Source organism: Limnochorda sp., assembly GCF_047459355.1.
Taxonomy (GTDB): domain Bacteria; phylum Bacillota; class Limnochordia; order Limnochordales; family Limnochordaceae; genus Limnochorda.
On sequence record NZ_VSCV01000012.1, the window covers coordinates 1 to 23,318 of the forward strand.

Below are 23,318 nucleotides of genomic sequence, written 5' to 3' on the forward strand. Positions count from 1 at the left end.
GACCAGCATGGATGTGACCCACAGCTTCCAGCTGCTCGACTTCGGCATCGACACCGGCCCCATCTTCCCGGGGACGACGGTGGAAGTTGAACTGCACGCGACCCGCCCGGGGACCTACCCCTACCAGTGCAACGTCCGCTGCAGCCCCCATCACCGGAACATGGTGGGGCAGCTGGTGGTGCGGCCGTGACCGTGGGTGGAGCCCGAGGCGGGTGGGGCGCCGGGCTTGGGCTGGCGTGAGGACGCATCATGACGCGAACGGAGGGGAGAGGCGTGAAGCAGCGCGGTTGGATTGTAGGGCTGATCGCAGCGGGTGCCCTCGTCGTCGTCGGGATTCTGGTGGGCACGGGTCTGCTCGGCGGTTCCGGCGGCGCGCCCGCGGCCAACGGCGTGGCCAAGGCTATGGTCCCGCCCGGCGAGCTGGATGAGTACTACCTCTTCGCGTCGGGCGGCCACTCGGGCCAGGTCTTTGTCTACGGCGTGCCCTCCATGCGCCGGATCCGGACCATCCCCGTCTTCACCCCTGATCCGGCGTTGGGGTATGGGTACGACGAGAAGACCAAAGAGATGCTGGGCGGGCTGACCTGGGGCGACGTCCACCACCCGGCCCTCTCCGAGACCAACGGCGAGTACGACGGGCGGTGGCTCTTTGTCAACGACAACGCCAACAACCGGGTGGCCCGCATCAACCTGAAGACCTTCTTCACCGAGCAGATCCTGGGGCCGGTGCCCAACATCATGGGCCCCCACTCGGCCTGCTTCGTGACGCCCAACACCGAGTACCTCTTCATGGGCTCCCGGTTCGCCACCCCCATCCCCCACGGCACCTACGCGCCCCTGGAGGAGTTCAGTGAGAAGTACAAGGGTGTCCTGGCCGCCATCAAGATCGACCCTGAGACGGGCCACATGTCCCTGGCCTGGCAGCTTCTCTTGCCCCCCTGGTCCTTCGACCTGGGCGATGCGGGCAAGAAGGTGAGCGATGGCTGGCACTTCCTGACCACCTACAACACCGAAGAGGCGTACGAGACCCTTGAGGTGGGCGCCTCCGCCCGGGACCGGGACTACATCGTGATGTTCAACTGGCGGGAGGCGGAGAAGGCGGCCGAAGAGGGCAAGTATACCCTGATCGACGGGGTGAAGGTGATCGACCCCGTCGAGGTGCCGGGGATTGTCTACCTGATGCCCGTCGCCAAGAGCCCCCACGGGGTGGACGTCTCGCCTGACGGCCGTTACATCGTGGCCAGCGGCAAACTCCAGCCCACCGTCACCGTCTACGATTTCGAGAAGATCCAGGAGGCCATCCGCAACGGACGCATCGCCGGCCACGAGCGGGGGCTGCCCATTCTGGACTACCCCGAGGTCCGGGTGGCCGAGGTGGAGGTGGGGCTGGGGCCGCTCCACACCCAGTTCGACGACAAGGGTTACGCCTACACCAGCCTCTTCATCGACAGCGCCGTGGTCAAGTGGAAGCTGGGCGAGTGGACGGTGGTGGACAAGATCGACGTCCACTACAACCCGGGCCACCTCTGCGCGGCAGAAGGCGACACGGTCTCGCCCGATGGGAAGTGGCTGGTCTCCCTCAACAAGATGGCCAAGGACCGCTACCTCTCGGTGGGGCCGAGCCACCCGGAGAGCCTGCAGCTAATCGACATTTCCGGCGACAAGATGCAGCTAGTCTACGAGGCGCCCGTCGATCCGGAGCCCCACTACGCGCAGATGGTGAAAGCGGACAAGATCCGGCCTGAAGTGATGTTCATGAAGGATCCCAACCGGCCGTACTCGGTCTGGGATGTGGCCGACGCCCGCATCGAGCGGAACGGCGATGAAGTCCATGTCTACATGGTGGCCGTCCGGAGCCGCTTCGTTCCCGACCGGATCGAGGTGAACCAGGGCGACACCGTCTACTTCCACATCACCAACACCGACATGGACCAGGACATCAGCCACGGCTTCGGCATTCCGCTCTACGACATGGACGTGCAGGTGGAGCCTGGGGAGACCAAGACGGTCAAGATCGTGGCGGACAAGCCTGGGGTCTTCCCCTTCTACTGCACCAACTTCTGCTCCGCACTCCACCAGGAGATGCAGGGCTGGCTGCTGGTGAAGCCCGCCCAGTAACCTGGCGGAGGCCGATGGGAGACCGAGGAGAGAAGCCCGATGGCGACCAGAGGAGGGCGGCGCCCTTCTCTGGTCGCGCTCCCGCGTCGGGAGCGAACGGCACGAAGGGGGAATGGTGGATGGGTTGCTTCTTCTTCCAGGGAAGGTTCGGTCAAAGGGAGCGGGTCCTGCTCCTTCTGGCCGCGCTCGTGATGGCCCTCAGCTTCGCCGGGCCGCTCTGGTCCTTGCAGCTAAAGGCGCCCCAGTATCCCGAGGGCCTGGCGATGCACGTCTACGCCTGGAAGCTGGACGGGAAGATCGACATCATCAACTCGCTCAACCACTACATCGGCATGAAGGCGGTCAAGGAGGACGACTTCATGGAGTTCCGGATTCTGCCCTGGATCTTCGGCGGGGCGGCCGGAGCCTTCCTGATCGCGGCCATCACCCGTCGGCGCTGGGTGGTCGGCCTCACCCTCCTGCTCCTCGCGCCCATCTTCGTCTTCCTCTTGTATGATCTCTACCACTGGCTCTGGGTCTACGGGAACGACTTGGATCCTCGGGCGCCCATCACCTTGAAGCCCTTCACCCCGCCCATGATCGGGAGCCACCAGGTGGCCAACTTCCGCACCTTCAGCTACTTCAGCTGGGGCACCTTGCTCCTGGCGGGGGCCTTGGTCCTGGCCGCCCTAGCCCTGTGGCGCTCCCGCCCCGACGCGCCCCGGGAGGGATGACCGTGGTTGCACCCCCCATGGGACGCGGGCAGCAACGGACTCCGAGGCTCGGTGGCCGACAAGTAGGCCTCGTCGTGGCCGTCCTGGGCTGGGCCCTGGTTGCCGGGCCGGCGGCCGCGGCCACCCTCACCGTGGGCCCCCACCAGGCCTACACCTCCATCACCGAGGCCGTCCAGGCGGCCGCCCCGGGGGACACGATCCGGATTGAGCCGGGCCGCTACCGGGAGCACCTGGTCATCGACCGGCCCTTGACGCTGGTGGGGGAGCCGGGGGCCGTCATCGACGGCGGCGGGGACGGGGACGTGGTCACCCTGGCGGCCGACGGGATCACCCTCCAAGGCCTCACCGTCCGCGGCAGCGGCCAGCACCTCTGGCGGGATCATGCGGCCATCAAAGTCTTCTCCAGCGACAACCGCATCGAAGGGAACCGGATTGAGGAGAGCCTGTTCGGTATCCTGGTCATCCGGGGCGACCGGAACCGGATCCGGGAAAACACCATCGTCGGGCTGGCCGAGAAGATCGAGCACGACCGGGGCGACGGGATCCGCCTCTACGATTCCGATGAGAACCTGATCGAAGGGAATGTCATCCTCCAGGCTCGGGACGGGATCTACGTCGAGTACTCTTCCCGCAACCGAATCGCCCGCAACCGGGTGGAGGGGACCCGCATCGGGTTGCACTACATGTTCGCCAACGACAACCTCTTCGAGGAGAACCTCTTTGTCCGCAACGGCGTGGCGGCCGCCATCATGTACTCCAAGAGGCTCCAGGTGCGGCGGAACGTCTTCTCGGAGAGCCGGGGCTACGGGGCCTATGGGCTCTTTCTCAAGGACGCGGAGGCCGCGGAGGTGGAGGGGAACCTGATCCTGGCCAACGAGACGGGGATCTCCCTGGACTTCGCGGTCCGGTCCCACTTCCAGGGCAACTACGTGGCGGCCAACGAGGTGGCGGTCCGAGTCCTGGCCAGCTCGGGAGAGAACACCTTCGTGGGCAACGCCTTCGTCTACAACGGTGACGGCGTCTACCTGAGCCCCGGTCGCCACCAGCAGTACTGGGACGACGGGGTCCAGGGGAACTACTGGAGCAGTTACCGGGGTTACGACCTGGACGGCGACGGCATCGGCGACGTCCCCTACGATGCCAGCGACGTCTTCGGCCACCTCACCGAGCGTTTTCCCGAATTGAAGCTCTTCTTCCAAAGCCCGGCGGTCCAGGCCATCGCTTTCTGCGAGGAGGCCTTTCCCGTCTTCCAGCGCCAGAAGGCGGTGGACCGCTATCCCCTCATGCAGGCCATGCCGCCTCCCGAGGACCTGCTGCGTCAGGCGCTGGCGGGAAGCCCCCAGGCGTTCACCGGTCGGGGCGCGGCGGTCCTCCTCTCGGCGGCGATGGGCGGGCTCGCGGTTGTGGGGCTCCACTGGGGGCGGCGGAACGGCCCCCACGGGCGATAGGAGGGTGCGTATGGAGCTTCTCTTGGATGTGCGCGGCGTTGTGAAGGAGTATGAGAGTGTCCAAGCCTTGAAGGGCGTGGACCTCCAGGTGCACACGGGCGAAGTGGTCGCCTTGCTGGGACCCAACGGGTCGGGCAAGAGCACCCTGCTGAAGGTGGCGGCGGGGCTGGTCCACCCCACCGAGGGGGAGGTGCGGGTGGCCGGGGCGCCCGCGGGGAGTGTGGCGGCCAAAAGGGCCATCGGCTACCTGCCCCAACGGGTCGCCTTCTTCGAGGGAATGCGGGTGGCCGAAGCGTTGGAGCTCTTCTGCCGCCTGCGCCAGATCCCTGCGGAAAGGGCGGCGGAGGCCTTGGAGTCCGTTGGCATGCTCCATGCGGCCCACCGGCCCATCCACGAGCTCTCCGGCGGCATGGTGCAGCGGGTGGGGCTGGCGGCAGCCATCCTGGGGGAGCCGGCCCTGCTCCTCCTGGACGAGCCGGGGCTCAACCTGGATCGGGAGGGCCTGCAGCGGCTGGCAGGGTTCGTGGAGCGGTGGCAGGCGGCCGGCCGGGGCGTGCTCTTCTCCTCCCACCAGGTCCAGGAACTGGCCGGGCTGGCCCACCGGATCGTGGAGTTGCGGGAAGGGCGGATCGTGGGCGAGTGGAGGGTCCAAGGACCGGCTGACGGCCCCAGTTCCGTCCTGCCAGCCCCCGCCGGCCCCCGGGAGGGGCCGGCCCCCGAGACGCGGGTGCCTGAGCGGGTCTGCTGTGGGGGTGGGGGCCGGTGAGGCGGCGGTCACGACGGAAGGGTCTGCTGGTGGTGGGTCTGCTGGTGATCGCGGGTGTGGCTGCCGTCCTCCTCAGCCGCCCCACGTCCCAGGGAAAGCCAGAGCCGTTCCAAGTCCTCTACGGGGTGGAGACGTGCGCTGAGTGCGGCATGCTGGTCACCTCCCGGGCGTCCGGCGCCCAGATGACCACCGTCCGAGAGAAGGCTGTCTTCTGTGATGTGGGCTGCCTCCTCCTCTACCTCCAACGGGCCTACCCCGGGGTGGAGCGGGATGGGGTGCGGGCCATGTACGTGCCCGACTGGGAGAGCCTCGAGTGGGTGGAGGCCGAGAGGGCGTGGTGGGTGACGACCAACCTCTCCACCCCCATGGGGTGGGGGGTGGTCACCACCCGCGACCGGAGCCTGGCCGAACGGCTGGCCCGCGAGCACGGCGGCCGGGTGATGACCTTTGAGGAGGCGCAGGGACTCGATCTCTTTTGGGAGGGGATGCACCGTTGAGAGCCCGTGTGATCCGCCATCTGGCCGCGGCTGAGTTTCGGGCGGTGGTCCGGGCCCGGTGGTCCGGTGGCTTCGCCGCGGCTTTCGGCATGCTCACCTTGCTGCTCTCCTACTTTGGCATGGTCCACGCCGGCTTTAGCGGCTTCGTCGGCTTCGCCCGCACCTCCATGAGCCTCCTCAGCCTGGTCACCCTGCTGGTGCCGCTGGTGGCGTTGGCACTGGGGGCCGTTCGCTTCTCCGGCGAGCGGGAGAGCCTGCAGCTCCTGGTGGCGCAGCCCGTGAGCCGGGCGGAGGTTCTGGTCGGCCGCTACCTGGGCATGCTGGGCGCCTTGGAGCTGGCCGTTCTGGTCGGTTTCGGGGCGGCCGGTCTGGTCATCGGGGGCCGGGCGGGCTTGGACGGCTGGCTGCGCTACTTAGTCATGGTGGCCCTTTCCATGGCTTTGATGGCCATCTGCTTGGCCCTCGGCGCTTGGGTGGGCGTGGTGGCCCAGGAGCGGAGCCGGGCCTTGGGCGGCGCCATCGTCCTCTGGGGCGCCCTGGTGGTGGTCTACGACCTTCTGGTGATGGGCATCACCGCGTTCCTCAGCGGGGGGGTGGTCCGTCCCCTGCTCCTCTCCATGGTCTTGGCCAACCCGGTGGATCTGGTCCGGGTCTTGGGGTTGCTAGCGGTGGGGGCCCGGGCCAGCCTGGGGGCTCCGGGGGCCGTCTTGGCCATGACCCTCGCCCAGCTGGGCGGGAGGATTCTGTTGCCCTTGGCTTTTCTGATGTGGCTTGGTCTGCCCCTCTTTGGAGCCTATCAGTCCTTCCGGGAGACCGACCTCTAGGCCGGCTCCCGCTGGCTTTGGAAGAACGATCCAACCCAAGAAAGGAGCGAGCGGACCGGTGAGCGTGTTGATGACGAGCGGCCCGACGACGACCCAATCCACGAGACCGTCGCCGCCCAGGAGCGCCCTTTTGGGGTTGGTGGTCCTCGTCGCGACGGCGGGACTTCTGCTGGGGCAGGGGACCGTCGCCCAGAGCGACGGCGGAGCTCCCGCCATCGCCTACGGTGAGGCCCGCTGCGCCAACTGTCAGATGTTCGTGCGGGAGCCGGACCATGCCGCCGCGTGGGTGACGGACCAGGGGCTGGGTGCCTTCTGTGACATCGGCTGCCTCTTGATCGCGGTCCACAGGGACCACCCGGACGGGGTGGGGGTGCAGGCGACCTTCGTCCGGGATTGGTCCAACGGCCGGTGGTTCGAGGCCAGGAACGCCACCTTTGTCCAGGCGGAGGTGTGGACGCCCATGCGCTTCGGGCTCTTCGCCTTCGAGGACGAGACAGTGGCCCGCCGTTTCGCCGAGGAGAACCACGGGCGCACCCTCACGTGGGCGGAAGCCACCCAGCACGCGGTGGCCGCCATGATGGAGCGCCATGGCCACGGCGGGCACCACCACGGGCCTCACGATGGCCCCCATCAAGGTAAGCATCACGGTGAGCCTCCCGAACACTCTGGGGCGCATCCCAGCGGATACCAGGGTGGAGCGTAGCCGAAAGGCGGCTCGTCTCTGAAGGCCCAGCCACCGGAGGCGGGCCGATCTCAGGGCGATACCCCACAGGAGGGCCTGGGAAGGAGGGAGGCCGGCGAACGCCGAAGATGCCGAAGAACCCAGTATCCTGTCTGAATCGAGGTTTTTCCCATTGGCGCATCCTCCATCGTCCCCAGGCGCGCCGGAACCGCGGCGGCGAGCCTTGGGGTCTTTCGGTGCTTCTTTTCTTGAGGCCGCCTCGGCCTTGCGTCATCGCGACTTCCGCCTCTTCATGATGGGCCAGCTGATCACCCAGACCGGCATGTGGATGCAGTCGGTCGCCCAGGCCTGGCTGGTCCTCCAGCTGAGCGGGTCGTCGCTCAAACTGGGCATCGTCAGCGCGGCCCAGACCTTGCCCGTTCTCATCCTCTCCATCGTCGCCGGGGTGGTGGCCGACCGGCTCCCCCGCCGCTGGGTGGTCATGGCGACCCAGACCACCATGATGCTCTGCGCCCTCGCCCTGGCGTTCTTGACGGGGACAGGCGTGGTCCAGTACTGGCACGTCTTGGTGGTGGCGCTGGTGTTGGGGATGGCCAACACCTTCGACATGCCCGCCCGGCAGGCGTTCATGGTGGAGCTGGTCGCGCCGGAGGACACCGTCAATGCGGTGGCCATCAACTCATCGGTCTTCAACGTCTGCCGCCTGGTGGGGCCCGCCTTGGCCGGCCTCCTCATGGGCCTCTGGGGTCCGGCCGTGGCCTTCCTGCTCACCGGCCTCTCCTACGTGGGCGTCTTAAGCAGCCTGCTCCGCATCCAGACCCGGGAGGCGGGCCAGCCCCGGGTAGGGGTCCAGCGGGGCCTGCTCAGCCACGTGGACGAGGGGGTGGCCTATGTCCGGCGGGTGCCCCGGCTGGGCCGGGCCCTGGTGCTCCTCGGTGGACTCTCCATCTTTTGCATGAACACCAACGTCTTGATCCCCGTCTTCGCTCAGGAGGTCCTGCGTCAGGAGGCGACGGGCTACGGCCTGCTGATGTCGGCCATGGGGGCGGGGGCGCTGGTGGGGGCCCTCACCCTGGTCCTCCGGAGCCACAGCGGGGATCCCACGGGCTCCCGCATCGCGGCTGCCTTCGTCCTCTCGGGCGCGCTCATCCTCTTGAGCTTCACCCGTGGCTTCGCCTTGGCCCTGGTGGTCATGGCCTTGGTGGGGTGGGGCATGGTCACCTTCAACGCGGCCACCAACAGCACCCTCCAGCTGCACACACCCAACTTCTACCGGGGCCGGGTGATGAGCCTCTTCAGCCTCATGCTGGTGGGCGTCGCTCCCATCGGTAGCCTCCTGACCGGCACCGCCCTGGAGTACCTAGGGGCTTCCATGACCTCCCTCCTGGCGGGTGGCATCGGCCTCCTCATCATCGGCCTGGTCCGGCCGTGGCGGGATCTCCGCCCCGACCCGGGGGACGGGGCGGCCTCATCCGACGCTTCCGCCGGCTGACAAGAGAGGAAAAGAGAGGCACTCAAAAAAGAATTCGCATGGAACAAGAAAAGAACTTAAGTGTGGCATGATTGCCACCGATCCCTATCGCAGAAGGGATCGCCGGGGCCTTCAGCCCCGAGGAGGCGATGGCCGTGGAGCGCCTGGCCGGCCAGATGGGCCAGTGGCTCGCGGACCAGTTCAACTGGAGCACCGACGAGCAAGAGATCGCAACCTTCTCATTGCTCCTGATGATTTCGGCGGGCTTTACCCTGATCTTGCTGGTGCTCTTCGGCTGGTTGGCCGGTGTTCTGGCGGAGATCTTGGTGATGGCGGGGACGGCGGCCATCTTGCGAACCTTCGCCGGCGGCGCCCACCTCTCCAGCGGCTGGCGGTGCAGCTGGGTGACGGCCGCCGCGGCCACCGCCGGGGCCCTCGTGGCCCGCTGGGCGGGCCCGCTGGCCGCCCGGTGGCTAGGGGAAGGGGTGCCCTGGGTGCTCCTGGGAGTTGGTCTGGCCGTCGCGGCCCTCATGGCCCGGCGGGCGCCGGTCCCAGCTCCGGAGAAGCCCCTCCGCTCGCCTCGCCATCGCCAGATCCTCCGGGTCCTGGCCGTGGGCACCAGCCTGCTCTGGGCCGTCGTCGCGGCGGTCTGGGCAGGCCGGGGAGAGCTGCCGCCTTCCCTCTGGCTGGCCTCCACCTTCGGCCTCCTGCAGGAAGCCTTCTCGGTGACCCCTTCGGGAGGACGCACCGCTCGCTGGCTGGACCACATGCTTCTCCAATCTTTCACGAAAGGAGGTGAAAGGGTATGAAGCGAATGATTGGTTCAATGATCCTGGCCCTTCTGGGCATCTTTGCTGCAACCAACGTGGCATCCGCCTGCATGTTCTTCCTCTATCAGCCCAAGGCGCCGAAGGCTCTGATGGGTTCGCGGTAACGGTCGCACGTCGTTGGTAGGCTGGCGGCGGTGCGTCTTCTACGAAGGGTCTGCGGGAGTGCAGTCCATGGCCGGCTGGCTCTGGATCTATCTGCTGGGCTACGTTCCTCAGGTCTTGCTGCTCATGTATGCGTCGTTGGGGCTCGCCGGGTTGCGGACGAGCATCGCGCGGCTCGTGGTCCCGGCGTTCACCCTGAGTTTGGTCACGTTTGGCCTCCGAGTCTCTCTGCCTGGTCAATGGTATGCACCAGCCCAACTGGTGGCCCTGATCCTGGGGATGCGCTTCTTCCGGCTCGCCTCCCTGCTCGGCGCCATCGCGGCCTCGGCCCTCGGCTTCATCCTGGTGGCGCTGGCGGACCTGGTGGTGGTCGCCCCGCTCCTCTACTGGCTCGGCTTGAGCCCGGTGGAGGCGAGCCAGAACTGGCTTGTCTACCTTCTCATGGGGATTGTGGAAGGGACCCTGGTCTACGCGGCGGCCCTGGCCGTCTGGCTGAAGAACCTTTCGGTCTTACCCATCACCCGCTGGGAGAAGGTGCTGGCCGAAAGGAGAGAGGGTCAGTGAGCCGTTCGGAGCGCGACGGTCTGCTGGTCTGGATCACCGTCTTCATGCTGGCCCTGGTGGCGGTGCTGGCGGTGGGTCTGGCCGCCTCCCTCTCGGGGCAGCTGGACCGGCGGGGCGGCGCCGTGGACGAGTGGGCCCGAAGCCTCCTGCCCCTCGCGGTGGCCATCCTCATCGCTGGCCTGGCCCTCTGGGCCAGCCGGCTGATGGTCGATTCGGCCCGGCAGGACACCCAACGGGAGCTGGAGCTGGCCCAGCTGCGGGCGGAGCTGGCCCTGGCCCAGCGGGAGCGGGAGCAACGCCACGACGTCCTCAACCACCTGACCGTCATCTCCGCCTTAATCCAGATGGGCTCCCCCCAGCAGGCCCTGGCCTACCTTCAGCGGGTGCTGGTCAACCAGGAGGCGGGGGCGGCGGCGAGCGGCGACGACGAGCAGGACCCCGGCATCCTCCTGGGGTTGCTCGGCCCCAAGCTGGTGGAGGCGGGACGGGCCGGGGTCAGCCTCACCGTCTGCGTGGAAGGCAACGCGGAGCGCCTCTGCATCCCCGACGTGGTCGCCGCCCGGATCCTGGGGAACCTGATCAATAACGCCATCGACGCCGCGGCCCTGGCGCCCGAGCAGGGCGAGGTGCGGGTGAACATGGCCTTGACCAGGCATGGGTGGGCCTTGCGGGTCTGGAACAACGGGCCCATCATCCCGGCGGACCAGCTGAAGCGAATCTTCACCCCAGGCGAAACCTCCAAGGGGGGCGAGCACCAGGGGCTGGGTCTCCACATCGTGCAGCAGCTGGTCCGGGAGTATGGGGGCCGCATCGGCGTCCAGAGCCACGAGCCGACGGGGACCGAGTTCGTGGTCACCTTCGACCGGGTCCGGTCCGAGACCGCGGCGGCCCGCGGGGTGAAGCTCCTGGGTTGAGGTGCTCGATGGGGCGCAGGCCTGCCCGCTTTGCTGTCCACGGCCTTGCCGTTGTCGCCCCCTGTTCCCTTTGTTATGATAAGACTGCCTTGGCCCCTGAGAACGGAGGACAGGCTCTATGAACCGAGCTCCCGAGACCCTCGAGGGCTGGTACGCACTGCACGACATCCGTCAGGTGGACTGGGCCGCCTGGCAGGCCTTGACGCCCCAGCAGCGGGATGCGGCCGTGGACGAGCTGGTCCGCTACCTGGAACGGGCCGTCGGGGTGGAAGACGCTGAGGACGGGAGCAGCGCGGTCTACAGTCTCTTGGGCCACAAGGGCCACCTGATGCTGCTCCACCTGCGACCCACCCTGAAGGCCCTGAACCGTTTGGAGCTGGAGCTGGACCGGACCCGCTGGGCCCAGGTCTCCCGGCGCACCTCTTCGTTCGTCTCCGTCATCGAGCTGAGCACCTACGGGTCCCGGGGCAAGGCGGCCGCCGACCCCCTGGCCGACCCCACCCTGCGGAGGCGGCTCCACTTTCAGATCCCGCCGGCCAGCCACATCTGCTTCTACCCCATGAACCGGCGGCGGGGGGAAGAGGAGAACTGGTACCGTCTCCCCATGGAGGAGCGGAGCCGGCTGATGCGGGAGCACGGCGAGACGGGCCGCCGCTACGGCGACCGGGTCACCCAGATGGTGACGGGCGCCATCGGCTTCGACGACTGGGAGTGGGGCGTCACCCTCTTCAGCGACGATCCCCTGAACTTCAAGAAGTTGATCTACGAGATGCGCTTCGACGAGGTGAGCGCCCGGTACGCGGAGTTCGGGAGCTTCTACGTGGGGATCCGGCTGGAGCCCCGAGAGGTGCCTGGGTACTTGGGCTTGTAACCCTGCCCGAGCCTGGGGGCCATCCACCTTTCCCCACGGAAGCGAGGCGGATCCATGAGGAGCAACCGATTCCTCCGCGCCTGCCGGCGTGAGCCGGTGGACTGCGCGCCGGTGTGGCTCATGCGGCAGGCGGGCCGGTACCTGCCCGAGTACCGGGCCCTGCGCCAGAAGTACGACTTCCTCACCATGGCCCGCACCCCCGAGCTGGCCACCGAGGTGACCCTGATGCCCGTGGACCGGGTGGGGGTGGATGCGGCCATCCTCTTTGCCGACATCCTCCTGCCCCTGGACGCCCTGGGCCTGGGTTTGACCTTTGTCCAGGGCGAGGGCCCGGTCATCGCCCGGCCCATCAGGAGCGAGGGCGATCTGGCTGGCCTGCCTCCCTTCGAGCCCCACCAAGACCTGGGCTACGTGCTGGAGACCATCCGTCTGGTCCGGCGGGAACTGGACGGGAAGGTGCCCCTCATCGGCTTTGCCGGGGCGCCCTTCACCCTGGCCAGCTACGCGGTGGAAGGGGGCCCCTCCCGGCAGTACCGGCACTGCAAGCGGATGATGTGGGAGGCGCCCCAGCTCTGGCACGCCCTGATGGATCGGCTGGCGGAGATCACCCTGGCTTACCTGCGGGCCCAGATCGAGGCGGGGGCGCAGGCCGTCCAGCTCTTCGACTCCTGGGCCGGCGCCCTCAGCCCCCAAGACTACCGCCAGCACGTCCTGCCCTACTCCCGCCGGGTTCTGCGCGGCCTCCAGGACACGGGGGTGCCCGTCATCCACTTTGCCGGCCAGACGTCGGGCTACCTGGAGCTGATCCGGGAGGCGGGTGGGGACGTGATCGGCCTCGACTGGCGGGTGGACATCGGCGAGGCCCGGCGCCGGCTGGGCCCGGATGTGGCGGTTCAGGGGAACCTGGACCCCCTCGTGCTCCTCGCGCCGCCCCCGGTGATCGAGGCGCAGGTGGCCCACCTGCTGGAGCGGGCCGGCACCCTCCAGGGGCTGCCGGGGCACGTGGTCAACCTGGGGCACGGGGTGCTGCCGGACACCCCCGTGGAGCACGTGGCGGCCATGGTGGAGGCGGTCCACCGGTTGAGCCGGCGGGCCGGCGGAGGGACCGAAGGATCGTGAGCGGGAGGCGGATGAGGGATGGATGCCGTACTCTTGATGGCTTTCGGCGGCCCCGAGACCTTGGAGGAGATCCCCGACTTTCTGCGGAAGCTGATGCGGCGGACGCCTCCGCCCCACGTGGAGCAGGACGTCATCGAACGGTACCGGCTCTTGGGCGGGGGGTCGCCGCTGCCTGAGACCACCCGGCGCCAGGCCCAGGCGCTGGAGGCGGTGCTGGCGCGGCGGGGCCGGCCCCTGCGGGTGTACGTGGGCATGCAGTACGCCCGCCCCTTCATCGGCGACACCTTCGACACCATCGTCGCCGACGGCGTCACCCGGCTGGTCGCGCTGAGCCTGGCCCCCTACCGGTCTCGGGTGAGCACCCAGGCGTACGAGGAGCAGGTCCGCCAGGAGGCGGCCCAGCGGGGCTCCACCCTGGAGATCCGCTTCCCCGGGGACTGGTACGACCATCCCACCTACCTGGATGCCCTGGCGGAGCGGATGGAGGAGGCCCTCCAGGGCCTGTCGCCGGAAGAGCGGGCGGAGACGCCGGTCATCTTCAGCGCCCACAGCATCCCCACGCGGTTTGTGGAGCAGGGCGATCCGTACGTGGAGCAGCTTCGGGCGGCGGCCGCGGGGATCCATGACCGGGTGGGGCCTTTCCCCTGGGAGCTGGCCTTCCAGAGCGTGGGGCAGGCGTCGAGGGAGCCCTGGGTGGGCCCCGAGGTGGAGGAGGTCATGGACCGGTTCCACGCCGAGGGGTACCGCCGGGTGGTGGTCAACCCCATCGGCTTCGTCGCCGACCACCTGGAGACCCTCTACGACAACGACGTGCTCCACAAGGAGCACGCGGCCAAGCTGGGGCTGGAGTTCATCCGGGTGCCGTGCCCCAACCTGCAGCCCAAGTTCATCGAGGCGCTGGCCGACCTGGTGGAGGCGAGCCTGGGAGACTAAGAGGGCCAGAGGGCAGGCCCGGGGCCTGAGGCCGAGCCGGTCCCGGGACCGGTTCGGCCGCTGCCTTTGGGGTCCAGAGGGGAGACGGTGTGGTGGCACAGCAGGTGGATCTGGCCGTGGTGGGCGGGGGCGTCGCCGGTCTCGCGGCCGCCCTGGAGGCGGTCCAGGGGCAGGCGGGGAGGCCTTCCCCCTGGCGGGTGGCGCTCTTGGAGGCCTCGCCCCAGGTGGGGGGCAAGGTGCTCACGGTCTGGGAGCAGGGCTACCTGCTTGAAGGCGGGCCCGACAGCTTCGTCACCTCCAAGCCGGGGGTCTTGGAGATGGCCCGCCGCCTGGGTTTGGAGGCGGAACTCTTGCCCCAAGGGAGCAGCGGCTCCTTCATCTGGTCCCGGGGCAGGCTCCATCCCCTCCCGCCGGGGCTCCTCAACCTGGTGCCCACCCGCCTCCTCCCTGTGGTCACCTCGAGGCTCTTCTCCTGGCGGGGCAAGCTGCGCATGGCCTTGGACGCGGTCATCCCGCCCCGCTGGGGCGAGGCCGACGAGAGCCTGGAGGCCTTCGTGGTCCGGCGCCTGGGCCGGGAGGCCCTGGAGCGCCTGGCCGAGCCCCTGGTGGCGGGCATCCATGCCGGAGATCCGGCGACCATGAGCGTCCGGGCCAGCTTCCCCCGGTTCGTCGAGCTGGAGCAGGCGTACGGCGGCCTGGTCCGGGCCGCCTTCGTCCTCAGGCGGCAGAACCGCCGCCGGCGGCGCCCGCGCCCGGAGCGGGAGCCGGGGCCCCGCCGGACCTTCTTCATGAGCTTCCGGGGGGGCCTGGGCCAGCTGGTCCAAGCCATGGCCGACACCCTCCCGCCGGGCACGGTGCGGGTGGGGACCCGGGTGGAGCGGGTGGACCGCGAGGCCGACGGGTACCGGCTCCTCTTGGCGGGGGGCGACAGCCTCACCGCCCGCGGGGTGATCCTGGCCACCCCGGCGGCCGAGGCGGCCCGGCTCCTCCGCCCCCTGGATCCGGCGGCCGCGGACCTGGTGGCCAGCGTCCCCCAGGTCTCCACCGCCACCATCACCCTGGCCTTCCGCCGGGACGCCTTCCCGCGGCCCTTGCAGGGGTCGGGTTTTCTCGTGCCGGCGGTGGAGGGTCGGAAGATCATGGGAGCGACCTACCTCTCCCGCAAGTGGCCCCGGCCCCAGCCTGAGGAGGACGTGGAGCTGATCCGCTGCTTCGTCGGGGGGGTCCAGCAGCCCCGGCTGGTGGAGGCCGACGACGAGGATCTGGTGGCCGCGGCCCGGGAGGAGCTGCGGGCCATGCTGGGCGTCACCGCGCCCCCCCTTTTCGCCCGGGTCTTCCGCTGGCCCCAAGGGATGCACCAGTACACCGTCGGCCACCTGGAGCGGATGGACCGGCTGGAGGCCGCCTTGGGGCGGCTCCCTCGGCTGGCCCTGGCCGGTGCCCCTTACCGGGGCGTGGGGCTCCCCGCCTGCATCGAAAGCGGCCTCCAGGCCGCCCGCCAGGTGCTGGCGGAGCTGGACCGGGAGGCGGGCCGCCCCTTGCCCTCCCCATCGACAGCCGACCGGTGAGCAGGAACCGGCCCGTCACCGCGGCTGCCCGAACTGGATGGCCGAGCCCCGGGTGACGATCCCGTTGAAGAGGGAGGCGGTCTGGCGGATGGAGGCCTGGAGATCGAAGGGGTGCAGGGCCGAGATCCCGTCGACGGGGAGGACCACCTTGAACCACCGGAGGGCGGCGGACGCGGCCGTGTAGTGAACGCAGATGTTGGCCACGGTGCCGCAGACGATGACCGTCTCGATGTTCCGCACCCGCAGCTGGTGCTCCAGAGAGGTGCCGTAGAAGGCGTCGTAGCGGAGCTTGCGGACCACGTACTCGCCGGCCTGGGGCTTCAGCTCATCAATGATCTCCCAGCCCGGTGTGCCCTCCACCGCGTGCTCGCCCCAGATGCTGAACTCGGGATCTTCGGATCCGTGGCTGTCCTGGGTGAAGACCCGGAAAGCGCCGGCCGCCCGAGCCCGTTCCAACAGGTCCCGGATGACGGGGACCGTCCCCTGGGCGTCGGGCACGTACAGCTTCCCGTCCGGCTCCACAAAGTCTCGCTGCATGTCCACCACGATCAGCGCGGTGGTGGAAGGGTCCAGCAGGACCTCGTCGGCCAGGGTGTACTCGGGAACCTCCACCTGCATGGCGGTACCTCCTTCAGAAGAAATCGGGCAGGTAGGTGGCGCGCAAGCCCAGCCGCCGGTCGAAGGCCCGCAAGAGCCGCTCGCGCCGCCGGAGGGGTCCGTCGACGCCCATGGGATCGTCCGACGGGTCGGTGCCCGGTTCCGGGTTGGCCGGATCCGCCGCCTCGGGATCGACCAGGGTGAGGAGGCCCAGGTGCCAGGCCTGCAGCGCGGGCAGGTACCCGCTCAGCACCTGGGACCAGACCTGGATCGACCCCGCCAGCCGGGGCCGGCCCCGGCCAGAGGGCCCTGGCTCGTCCGGCGGGAGGGCTTGGGCGGGGCCAGGCCCCAAGGGGAGGAGCCAGCGCCCCCGGTTCCAGGGTGCCAGCTCGTCCTCCACCTCCAGCTCAACGGCCTCCGGCAGGGGGCTCCCATCGTCACCGAACGGGGCCACCGGGGGCCGGGGCGGCACCACCTGCTGGAGAAAGCGGTCCATGTCGATGATCCGCAACATGGCGCCCGCCTTCTTTTGAACCTCCACCCGGAGGTTGACCAAGAGCGGCAAAAAATCCCAGTCGGAAGGCGCCGGGAGGATTAGCGTGGCGGCCATGGAGTCGTGCTGAACCAAGAAGGAGAGGAGGGCCCGAAAGGCCCCGCCGTCTTCCACGGCCCAGTCGTAGACCCGGAGCAGGCGCTGCTCCGCGGCCGGGACCTGGGGATCGGGCGACTGGAACCCGTAGACCACGTAGGCCCGCAGGCGGTGGTCATCCTCCCACAGGACGGTCCGGCGGGCGCCGATGCCCGGGGCGGGCCGGCCCGGGTGGTTGAGCACCCGCTGCTGCCACCAGCTGCTCTCCCGGAGGAGGGGCCCGTTCCACCGCCGGACGAAGCGCCGGTAGAGGGCGTCGAGGGCGGGGAGATCGTCGGGTTCGGCCGGCCGGAAGTGGCCGCCGGGCGGGCGGCGGAAGGCGTCCAGCTCCCCCATGGGGATCTGGTAGAGGGTCTGGGTGAAGGCCAGGTCCCAGCCGTACCGCCGGTAGAAGGGATAGGAGAAGGGGTAGAGGGCGGAGACCGCCTGCCCTTCGGCCCGCATCAGCTCCAAGCTCTCCCGGATCAACCGGCCCACCAGCCCCTGGCGCCGAACCTCGGGCCAGCTGGCCACCGAGGCGACGCCCCCCGTGGGCACAGGGCGTCCCTGGAAGTAGGCGAGAAAGGGCCAGATCCGGAGAGCGGCCAGGAGCCGGTCGCCGTCGGGGGTAAAGGCCCCCAAGGCCACCGGGGGCAGCAGGCGCAGCGCGCCTCGCTGGGCCTGCTCATCCACCTGGAAGGCGAACGCAGAGAGGGCCGCGTACTGGGGAAGATCCGCGCGCGTCAGACGCCGGACGACAGCCTCCATGCTCATCCCTCCGACCAGCTGAGCCAGCCCGCCCTCAGAGGCTCGGGCTGAAGCCTAGGACTCCTGGGCCACCGACCGGTTGCAGAGGGCGCACGCCCAATCGACCTGCTGCTCGCTCTCCACCTGGATGGTGACGTGGTGGAGCCCGAAGCGCTCCTCCAGCATGGTCCGCACATGGTGGAGCACCCTGTGGGGGCTGGCCCCCGGCTCCATCACCACGTGGCAGGAAAGGGCCGGGAAGCCAGAGGTGATGGTCCAAATGTGGAGATCATGGATACCAGCCACCCCGGGCTGTTCCAAGAGGGCGGCCTCCACCTCCGCGGCGGAGAGATGGTCCGGGGCCCCTTCCATGAGCACGTTGAGGCTGTCCCGCAGGAGTCGCCAGCCCGAAACGATGATCAGGAGGGCGATCAGGCCGCTCATCAGGGGGTCCACCACGGTCCACCCGGTGAGGGCGATGATGGCCGCGGCGAGGATGGCCCCGACCGAGCCTGCCAGGTCGCCCACCACATGGAGGAAAGCGCCCCGCAGGTTCAGATTACCGTGGATGTCGCCGCGGTGGAGCATCCAGGCGCTGGCGGCGTTGGCCACCAGCCCCAGAACGGCGACGACCAGCATCAGGGGCCCGGCCACGTCCGGCGGGGCGAGGAGCCGCTCGTACGCCTCGTGGAGGATCAGGCCGGCCAGGACCAGGAGCCCCGCGGCGTTGGCCAGGGCGGCCAGGACCTCCGTCCGGTGGTAGCCGTAGGTCTTGTCGGCCGGGGCTGGCCGACGGGCAAACCAGAACGCGAAAAGACTCAAGCCCAAGGCGGCGGCATCGCTGGCCATGTGGGCTGCATCCGACAGGAGGGCGAGGCTGTTGGCCAGCCACCCACCCACCACCTCCACACCCATGAAGGTGAGGGTGATCGAGAGGCTCCACCGGAGGGCCCGCCGGTTCTGGTGGTGGGCCGCCCCGTGGAGGGGATGGTGGTGCTGGTGGTGATGGTGCCCGCTGGCTCTTTCGGGTGCCACAGACGCCCTCCTTCGGCTGGACGCGGATCTTTCGGCCCCTGAGGCGGAGCACCGACCCGCCCGTCCATCTCCAGTGTACGCTCTTTTCCCACCGCCGGAAAGGGGCTGACCCTTCCCAACCCTGCGGGGGCCTCTCACAGCCTCCCGAGCCCGTTGATCTCGCCCGGCCCGCCCGAGGGCTCTTGGTTCAGGAAGCCCCGGTAGGCCCGCAGCCCGAGGAGCCGATCGAACTCCGTCCAGGCCTCGTGGGCCTCCCGCCGGCCCCGGCCTTCCAGGAGCTGGCGGAACTGGTTGAGCCGTGCGCTGACCAGGTCGGCGTAGTGGACGATCTGGGCGTTGAGGGTCTGGGGCAGGGCGACGGCCCCGTGCTCCAGGAGCCCGTGGTGGCTCAGGATGCAGTGGATCAGCTCCTGGGCCAGGGCGGGGGGGAAGCCCTCAATCTCGGCGATCGCCTCCTCCACCCGACGGGCCCCCAGGTAGAGGTGGCCGTAGAGCCGCCCCAGGTCCGTCTGGCGGAAGGTCATGGCCTCCAGGGTGTACTCGTCCAGCTTGCCGATGTCGTGCAAGAGGACGGCGGAGACGATCAGGTCCTCGTTCACGTACTCGGGGTGGAGGGCGGCCAGGGTCCGGGCGATCCGGACCATCTCCAGGACGTGCTCGAGGAGGCCGCCCAGGTAGGCGTGGTGGACGCCGGTGGCCGCCGTCTGGCGGAGAAACTGGGCACGGGTGGGCGAGTCGGGGCCGAAGAACCGCTGGAGGAGGGCCTGCAGCCACGGGTCCTGAACGGAGGCGACCACCTCATCCAGCTCTGCCGCCATCGCCTCCAAGGGGTACCGGGAGACGGGCAGGTAGGCCTCCTCTTCCACCTCCTCGGGCCGGGCTGGCCGGAGGTGGAAGACCGTCAGCTGGGTTTGGCCCCGGTAGGTGGTCACCTCCCCCTCCACGTGGACCACCGATCCGTCCTCGAAGCGCTGGTAGATGGCCTCCGCGTCCTCCCAGGCGACCGCGGGCAGGCGGCCCGTCCGATCGGAAAGAGCGAGGCGCAGGTAGACCTTGCCCGACTGGGTGCGGGCCAGCTCCTTCTCCGTGGCGACAAAAAGATCCCCGACCCGCTCACCGGGCTCCAGGTCCGCAACGAAGCGCCGCTTGTACATGATGAACCTCCCCTGGGGGACGGCTCGCTGAAGACGCTCCCGTTCCAAGGCACTCCGACCCGGCTAGCTCTCCGGCGCCGGCTCCAGCAGGCCCAGCTCCCGCAGGAGGTTCTCCTTTCGCTGGAAAGCGTAGGTCACCTGGCCATAGTTGAGCCCGGCTGCGTTGGCCACGGTGGTGAGGTTGACCAGCTTGCCCTGGGCGGCCAGCTGCCGGCCCGCCTCCAAGGCCCTGGCCCGAACCTCCTCCTTGGGCATCCGGCGGCGCCGGGGCGCCTTCCGGGCCTTGGCCGGGCGGCCCTGGCGCGCACCCGCCGCCCCGGGGCCCTCCCCGCCCGCCTCCGGCAACGGGGCGCCGGGCTGGCTGAGTAGGCGGTCCTCCAGCCGCTTCAGCCGTTCTTCGAGAGCATCCAGCCGGGCGCGCAGGGGCTGCACCGGTTCGGGGTCAGCGGCAACCGGGGACTGGTGCACCTGCTGGGCCAACGCGCCCAAGAAGAGGCTGAGCGCCTCAGCCATCTGCCGGCCGATCTGTTCATAGGTCTCCTTCGCTGGGTCACCCACGGGTTCTCACCCTTTCATGACGGAGCCCGACAGCCCCCGTCTTGACCCGATCCCACTCAGCCTGCGCTCAAAACATACTCCGGGCACTTCTCATTCCCTTTTCAAAATAGATCGCGGGACATCCTGCAAAAAGACTGAGCAAACTCGGGCTGCGAGCGTGTCTTGGGCCTCTGGACAGTTGGCCTGTCCAGATCGTATCATGCCTTTATGTGTGCCTCCTTTGCTTCGAGAGCGTCTCACCGGAGCTGGATCGCCGCCAGGTGGTGGCCGGGGTGGCGCCGGTTCCTCTCGTTCTTGGCCGGCCTGGCCATTCTTTCGGCCGGCATCCTGCTGGTGGTCCGGAATCCTTGGGGCGCGGCGGCCTGGGACGTCTTCCATCTGGGCCTGGCGCACCAGTTGGGCCTCTCCCTGGGCACCGTCAGCATCCTGGTCAGCCTGACGGTGGTGGGGGCCACCTGGGCCCTGGGCGGTGGCTGGACCATCCGCATCGGCACCCTCCTCAACGCCATCCTGGTGGGCGTCTTCATCGACCTTTACACCTACCTTGGCCTGATTCCGCCGCCCTCCGGCCTCCTCTGGGGTCTGGGGTACCTCGCAGGCGGGGTGGTGGTCCTCGCGCTCGGCACGGTCCTCTACCTGCGCACGGGGCTGGGCGCGGGTGCCCGGGACGGGCTGATGCTGGTCCTCAGCCAGCGGACGGGCTTCAGCTCCGGCCAGGTCCGGGTGGCCATTGAGGTGACCGTGGCGGTCTTGGGATGGGTCCTGGGCGGGCCCTTGGGTGCCGGGACGGTGGTGGCCGCGCTGGCCACCGGCCCCTTTACCGATCTCTTCTTCCGTCTTCTGGGCCGGGGCGCGCTGGACGAGCGCCGGCCGGCCCGCTCGTCGACCCCGCCCGGTCCGCCCTGGCAGGAAGTATCGATGCCAGAAAGAAAGCAATAGTATAGGGGTCTCAAAGCAGGGAAGCGGGCGGGAGGCCCGCTTTCGCCGCGCCGAACCGCACGGGCCCGGGCCCCGCGGGGGCGGCCCCGGGGCGGTGCGAGAGCTTTCAGTCCCCAAGGAGGCTTGGCGTATGGCCTATGTGCGCGTGCGGGAAGGGGAACCCCTTCCGCCCATCTCGGGGGAGACCCAGCTTGGTCCCATCGATCTGGCCCAATTCCGCGGGCGTCCGCTGGTGCTCTACTTCTACCCCAAGGACTCCACCCCCGGCTGCACCCGGGAAGCGGTCAACTTCCAGGCGCGCCTGGACGACTTCGAGCGGTTCAACGCCCAGGTGGTCGGCTGCAGCGTGGATTCGGTCCGCTCCCACCAGCGCTTTGCCGAGCGCCAGGGGATCCAGTTCCCCTTGATCAGCGATGCCGACAAGAGCATCTGCACCCGCCTGGGGGTGTTGAACGAGCGGGGGACGTCGGCCCGGCGGACCACCCTGGTCGTCGACGGCGACGGGATCGTCCGGAAAATCTTTGAAAACGTCAAGGTTCCGGGCCACGTGGACCAAGTCCTGGAAGCACTCCAAGAGCTGGTCTGAGCCCATAGGCCACCGCCGGAACGGGGTTGGGGACCACCAAGACAGGGGAGAGGTGCCGTGGTACCCAACTTTCAAAACGAGCCCATGATCGACTTCTCCGTGCCCGAGGCGCGCCAGGCCATGGAAGCGGCCATCACCCGGGTCCGGGGAGAGCTGGGCCGGGAGTACCCGCTCATCATCGGTGGCCAACCCATCTGGACCCAGGAACGCCTCCGGTCCATCAACCCGTCGGAGACCTCGGAGGTGGTGGGTCAGGTGGCCAAAGCTTCCCGCCGGGAGGCGGAGCAGGCTTTGGAAGCGGCCTGGGCTGCCTTCCCCGCCTGGAGCGGGCTGCCAGCCCAGGCCCGGGCCAGCGTCCTCTTCAAGGCCGCGGCCATCATGCGCCGGCGGAAGCTGGAGCTGGTCGCCTGGGTGGTGCTGGAGGCGGCCAAGACCTGGGATGAGGCCGTGGGCGACGTCAACGAGGCCATCGACTTCCTGGAGTACTACGGCCGGGAGGCGATCCGGCTGGCCCAGCCCCACCCGCTGGTCCCCTTCCCCGGCGAGGCCAACGAGGCGTTCTCCATCCCCTTGGGCGCCGGGGTGGTCATCCCGCCGTGGAACTTCCCCCTGGCGATCCTGACCGGCATGGCGGCCGGACCCGTGGCCGCCGGCAACACGGTGGTGCTCAAGCCGGCCAGCGCCACCCCCGTCATCGGCGCCAAGTTCATGGAAGTGATGGCTGAAGCCGGCCTGCCGCCGGGGGTGATCAACTTCGTCCCAGGGAGCGGCAGCGAGATCGGCGACTTCCTGGTCGCCCATCCCCGCACCCGGTTCATCAGCTTTACCGGCTCCATGGAGGTGGGCCTGAGGATCAACGAGCTGGCGGCCAAGCCCCAGGAAGGCCAGATCTGGATCAAGCGGGTGGTGGCCGAGATGGGCGGCAAGGACGCCATCATCGTGGACGAGACGGCCGACCTGGATGCGGCCGCGGACGGCATCGTCGCCTCGGCTTTTGGCTACCAGGGTCAGAAATGTTCGGCGTGTTCCCGGGCCATCTTGGTGGAGGCCGTCTATGACGAGATGTTGGAGCGGATCGTCCAGCGGACCCAGGCCCTCCGGGTGGGCCCGGCCGAGGCCTACGAGAGCCAAATGGCTGCTGTCATTGACCAAGCCGCCTACGAGAAGATCCTGAACTTCATCGAGATCGGCAAGGGGGAGGGCCGGTTGCTCACCGGCGGCCGGCCGGGCGATCCGCGGGGCTACTACATCGAGCCGACCATCTTCGCCGATGTGCCGTCTCGGGCCCGCATCGCGCAGGAGGAGATCTTCGGCCCGGTCCTGGCTTGCATCCGGGCCAAAGACTTCGACGAGGCGCTGAGGATCGCCAACGACACCGTCTACGGCCTGACGGGCTCCGTCTACTCCCGGGATCGGGCCCGGTTGGAGCGGGCCCGCCGGGAGTTCCACGTGGGCAACCTCTACTTCAACCGGAAGTGCACGGGCTCGCTGGTGGGGGTCCACCCCTTCGGCGGCTTCAACCTGTCGGGGACCGACGCCAAGACGGGCAGCCCTGAGTACCTGCTGAACTTCCTCCAGACCAAGGTGGTTTCCGAACGTCTCTAGGCAATCTTCTTCAGCCCGAAGGACATGGCTATAATGTCACGGACGCGCT

The 23,318-nt window shown here is 69.0% G+C and carries 24 protein-coding genes and 1 pseudogene; 20 read left to right on the forward strand and 5 right to left on the reverse strand.

Features of this window, described 5'->3' with window-relative positions; translation table 11 throughout:
- The 17 genes and pseudogenes from FWJ67_RS05905 to hemG all read left to right on the forward strand — a co-directional run.
- Nucleotides 1-190 (forward strand): annotated as a pseudogene (locus tag FWJ67_RS05905) (cytochrome c oxidase subunit II); the annotation flags it as partial.
- A 59-nt stretch (nt 191-249) separates the two neighbouring features.
- Nucleotides 250-2,118: a Sec-dependent nitrous-oxide reductase gene (nosZ, locus tag FWJ67_RS05910; protein WP_414482629.1), complete on the forward strand. Its 1,869-nt coding sequence runs from the start codon at nt 250-252 to the stop codon at nt 2,116-2,118.
- A 119-nt stretch (nt 2,119-2,237) separates the two neighbouring features.
- Nucleotides 2,238-2,831, forward strand: a complete 594-nt coding sequence (locus FWJ67_RS05915) for a hypothetical protein (RefSeq protein ID WP_414482630.1) — start codon at nt 2,238-2,240, stop codon at nt 2,829-2,831.
- Nucleotides 2,832-2,905: 74 nt separating this feature from the next.
- Nucleotides 2,906-4,279, forward strand: coding sequence for a nitrous oxide reductase family maturation protein NosD (locus FWJ67_RS05920; protein ID WP_414482631.1), 1,374 nt, complete (start codon nt 2,906-2,908; stop codon nt 4,277-4,279).
- Nucleotides 4,280-4,289: 10 nt separating this feature from the next.
- Nucleotides 4,290-5,045: an ABC transporter ATP-binding protein gene (locus FWJ67_RS05925; RefSeq protein ID WP_414482632.1), complete on the forward strand. Its 756-nt coding sequence runs from the start codon at nt 4,290-4,292 to the stop codon at nt 5,043-5,045.
- A gap of 29 nt (nt 5,046-5,074) precedes the next feature.
- Nucleotides 5,075-5,542, forward strand: a complete 468-nt coding sequence (locus FWJ67_RS05930) for a nitrous oxide reductase accessory protein NosL (RefSeq protein WP_414482633.1) — start codon at nt 5,075-5,077, stop codon at nt 5,540-5,542.
- Nucleotides 5,539-6,366 carry an ABC transporter permease gene (locus tag FWJ67_RS05935; RefSeq protein ID WP_414482634.1) on the forward strand — a complete coding sequence of 276 codons (828 nt, stop codon included), beginning with the start codon at nt 5,539-5,541 and terminating at the stop codon, nt 6,364-6,366. The genes FWJ67_RS05930 and FWJ67_RS05935 overlap by 4 nt, the downstream gene beginning before the upstream one ends.
- 139 nt (nt 6,367-6,505) lie before the next feature.
- Nucleotides 6,506-7,069 (forward strand): nitrous oxide reductase accessory protein NosL, encoded by a 564-nt coding sequence (locus FWJ67_RS05940; protein ID WP_414482640.1) that lies wholly within the window; start codon nt 6,506-6,508, stop codon nt 7,067-7,069.
- 244 nt (nt 7,070-7,313) lie between these two features.
- Entirely contained in the window at nt 7,314-8,540 is a 1,227-nt protein-coding gene (locus tag FWJ67_RS05945) for an MFS transporter (protein WP_304171922.1), read from the forward strand.
- 134 nt (nt 8,541-8,674) lie between these two features.
- Entirely contained in the window at nt 8,675-9,328 is a 654-nt protein-coding gene (locus FWJ67_RS05950; RefSeq protein ID WP_414482635.1) for an accessory gene regulator ArgB-like protein, read from the forward strand.
- Nucleotides 9,325-9,453 carry a cyclic lactone autoinducer peptide gene (locus tag FWJ67_RS05955; protein WP_304171918.1) on the forward strand — a complete coding sequence of 43 codons (129 nt, stop codon included), beginning with the start codon at nt 9,325-9,327 and terminating at the stop codon, nt 9,451-9,453. Before FWJ67_RS05950 ends, FWJ67_RS05955 begins: the two co-directional genes overlap by 4 nt.
- A 67-nt stretch (nt 9,454-9,520) precedes the next feature.
- The gene (locus tag FWJ67_RS05960) at nt 9,521-10,015 is read left to right on the forward strand and encodes a hypothetical protein (RefSeq protein ID WP_414482221.1); all 495 of its coding nucleotides are present in this window, start codon (nt 9,521-9,523) and stop codon (nt 10,013-10,015) included.
- Nucleotides 10,012-10,929 (forward strand): sensor histidine kinase, encoded by a 918-nt coding sequence (locus FWJ67_RS05965; protein ID WP_304171915.1) that lies wholly within the window; start codon nt 10,012-10,014, stop codon nt 10,927-10,929. Before FWJ67_RS05960 ends, FWJ67_RS05965 begins: the two co-directional genes overlap by 4 nt.
- Before the next feature lie 118 nt (nt 10,930-11,047).
- Nucleotides 11,048-11,800 (forward strand): hydrogen peroxide-dependent heme synthase, encoded by a 753-nt coding sequence (gene hemQ, locus FWJ67_RS05970; protein ID WP_304171913.1) that lies wholly within the window; start codon nt 11,048-11,050, stop codon nt 11,798-11,800.
- A 54-nt stretch (nt 11,801-11,854) separates the two neighbouring features.
- Nucleotides 11,855-12,919 (forward strand): uroporphyrinogen decarboxylase, encoded by a 1,065-nt coding sequence (hemE, locus tag FWJ67_RS05975; protein WP_304171911.1) that lies wholly within the window; start codon nt 11,855-11,857, stop codon nt 12,917-12,919.
- A gap of 18 nt (nt 12,920-12,937) precedes the next feature.
- On the forward strand, nt 12,938-13,852 hold the full coding sequence (hemH, locus tag FWJ67_RS05980) for a ferrochelatase (protein ID WP_414482219.1): 915 nt from the start codon (nt 12,938-12,940) through the stop codon (nt 13,850-13,852).
- 92 nt (nt 13,853-13,944) lie between these two features.
- Nucleotides 13,945-15,420: a protoporphyrinogen oxidase gene (gene hemG, locus FWJ67_RS05985; RefSeq protein ID WP_304171906.1), complete on the forward strand. Its 1,476-nt coding sequence runs from the start codon at nt 13,945-13,947 to the stop codon at nt 15,418-15,420.
- A gap of 15 nt (nt 15,421-15,435) precedes the next feature.
- On the opposite strand, the gene FWJ67_RS05990 is transcribed toward hemG, so the two are convergent.
- The 5 genes from FWJ67_RS05990 to FWJ67_RS06010 form a co-directional block, all read right to left on the reverse strand.
- Nucleotides 15,436-16,038, reverse strand: coding sequence for a cysteine hydrolase family protein (locus FWJ67_RS05990; protein WP_304171904.1), 603 nt, complete (start codon nt 16,036-16,038; stop codon nt 15,436-15,438).
- A gap of 13 nt (nt 16,039-16,051) precedes the next feature.
- Nucleotides 16,052-17,413, reverse strand: coding sequence for an enhanced intracellular survival protein Eis (gene eis / locus FWJ67_RS05995; protein WP_414482218.1), 1,362 nt, complete (start codon nt 17,411-17,413; stop codon nt 16,052-16,054).
- Nucleotides 17,414-17,467: 54 nt separating this feature from the next.
- Nucleotides 17,468-18,427 (reverse strand): cation diffusion facilitator family transporter, encoded by a 960-nt coding sequence (locus tag FWJ67_RS06000; RefSeq protein WP_304171900.1) that lies wholly within the window; start codon nt 18,425-18,427, stop codon nt 17,468-17,470.
- A gap of 134 nt (nt 18,428-18,561) precedes the next feature.
- Nucleotides 18,562-19,581: a 3'-5' exoribonuclease YhaM family protein gene (locus FWJ67_RS06005; RefSeq protein ID WP_304171898.1), complete on the reverse strand. Its 1,020-nt coding sequence runs from the start codon at nt 19,579-19,581 to the stop codon at nt 18,562-18,564.
- 63 nt (nt 19,582-19,644) lie between these two features.
- A complete protein-coding gene (locus FWJ67_RS06010; RefSeq protein ID WP_304171896.1) occupies nt 19,645-20,139 on the reverse strand; it encodes a hypothetical protein in 495 nt (164 codons plus the stop codon).
- A gap of 294 nt (nt 20,140-20,433) precedes the next feature.
- Here FWJ67_RS06010 and FWJ67_RS06015 point away from each other — a divergent pair, with 294 nt between their 5' ends.
- The 3 genes from FWJ67_RS06015 to pruA all read left to right on the forward strand — a co-directional run bounded on the left by FWJ67_RS06015 (nt 20,434) and on the right by pruA (nt 23,269).
- Complete coding sequence (locus tag FWJ67_RS06015) at nt 20,434-21,078, forward strand: YczE/YyaS/YitT family protein (protein WP_304171894.1); 645 nt, start codon at nt 20,434-20,436, stop codon at nt 21,076-21,078.
- A gap of 130 nt (nt 21,079-21,208) precedes the next feature.
- Nucleotides 21,209-21,664, forward strand: a complete 456-nt coding sequence (locus tag FWJ67_RS06020; RefSeq protein ID WP_304171892.1) for a peroxiredoxin — start codon at nt 21,209-21,211, stop codon at nt 21,662-21,664.
- Nucleotides 21,665-21,721: 57 nt separating this feature from the next.
- The gene (pruA, locus tag FWJ67_RS06025) at nt 21,722-23,269 is read left to right on the forward strand and encodes an L-glutamate gamma-semialdehyde dehydrogenase (protein WP_304171890.1); all 1,548 of its coding nucleotides are present in this window, start codon (nt 21,722-21,724) and stop codon (nt 23,267-23,269) included.
- The last annotated feature ends 49 nt before the right edge of the window (nt 23,270-23,318 follow it).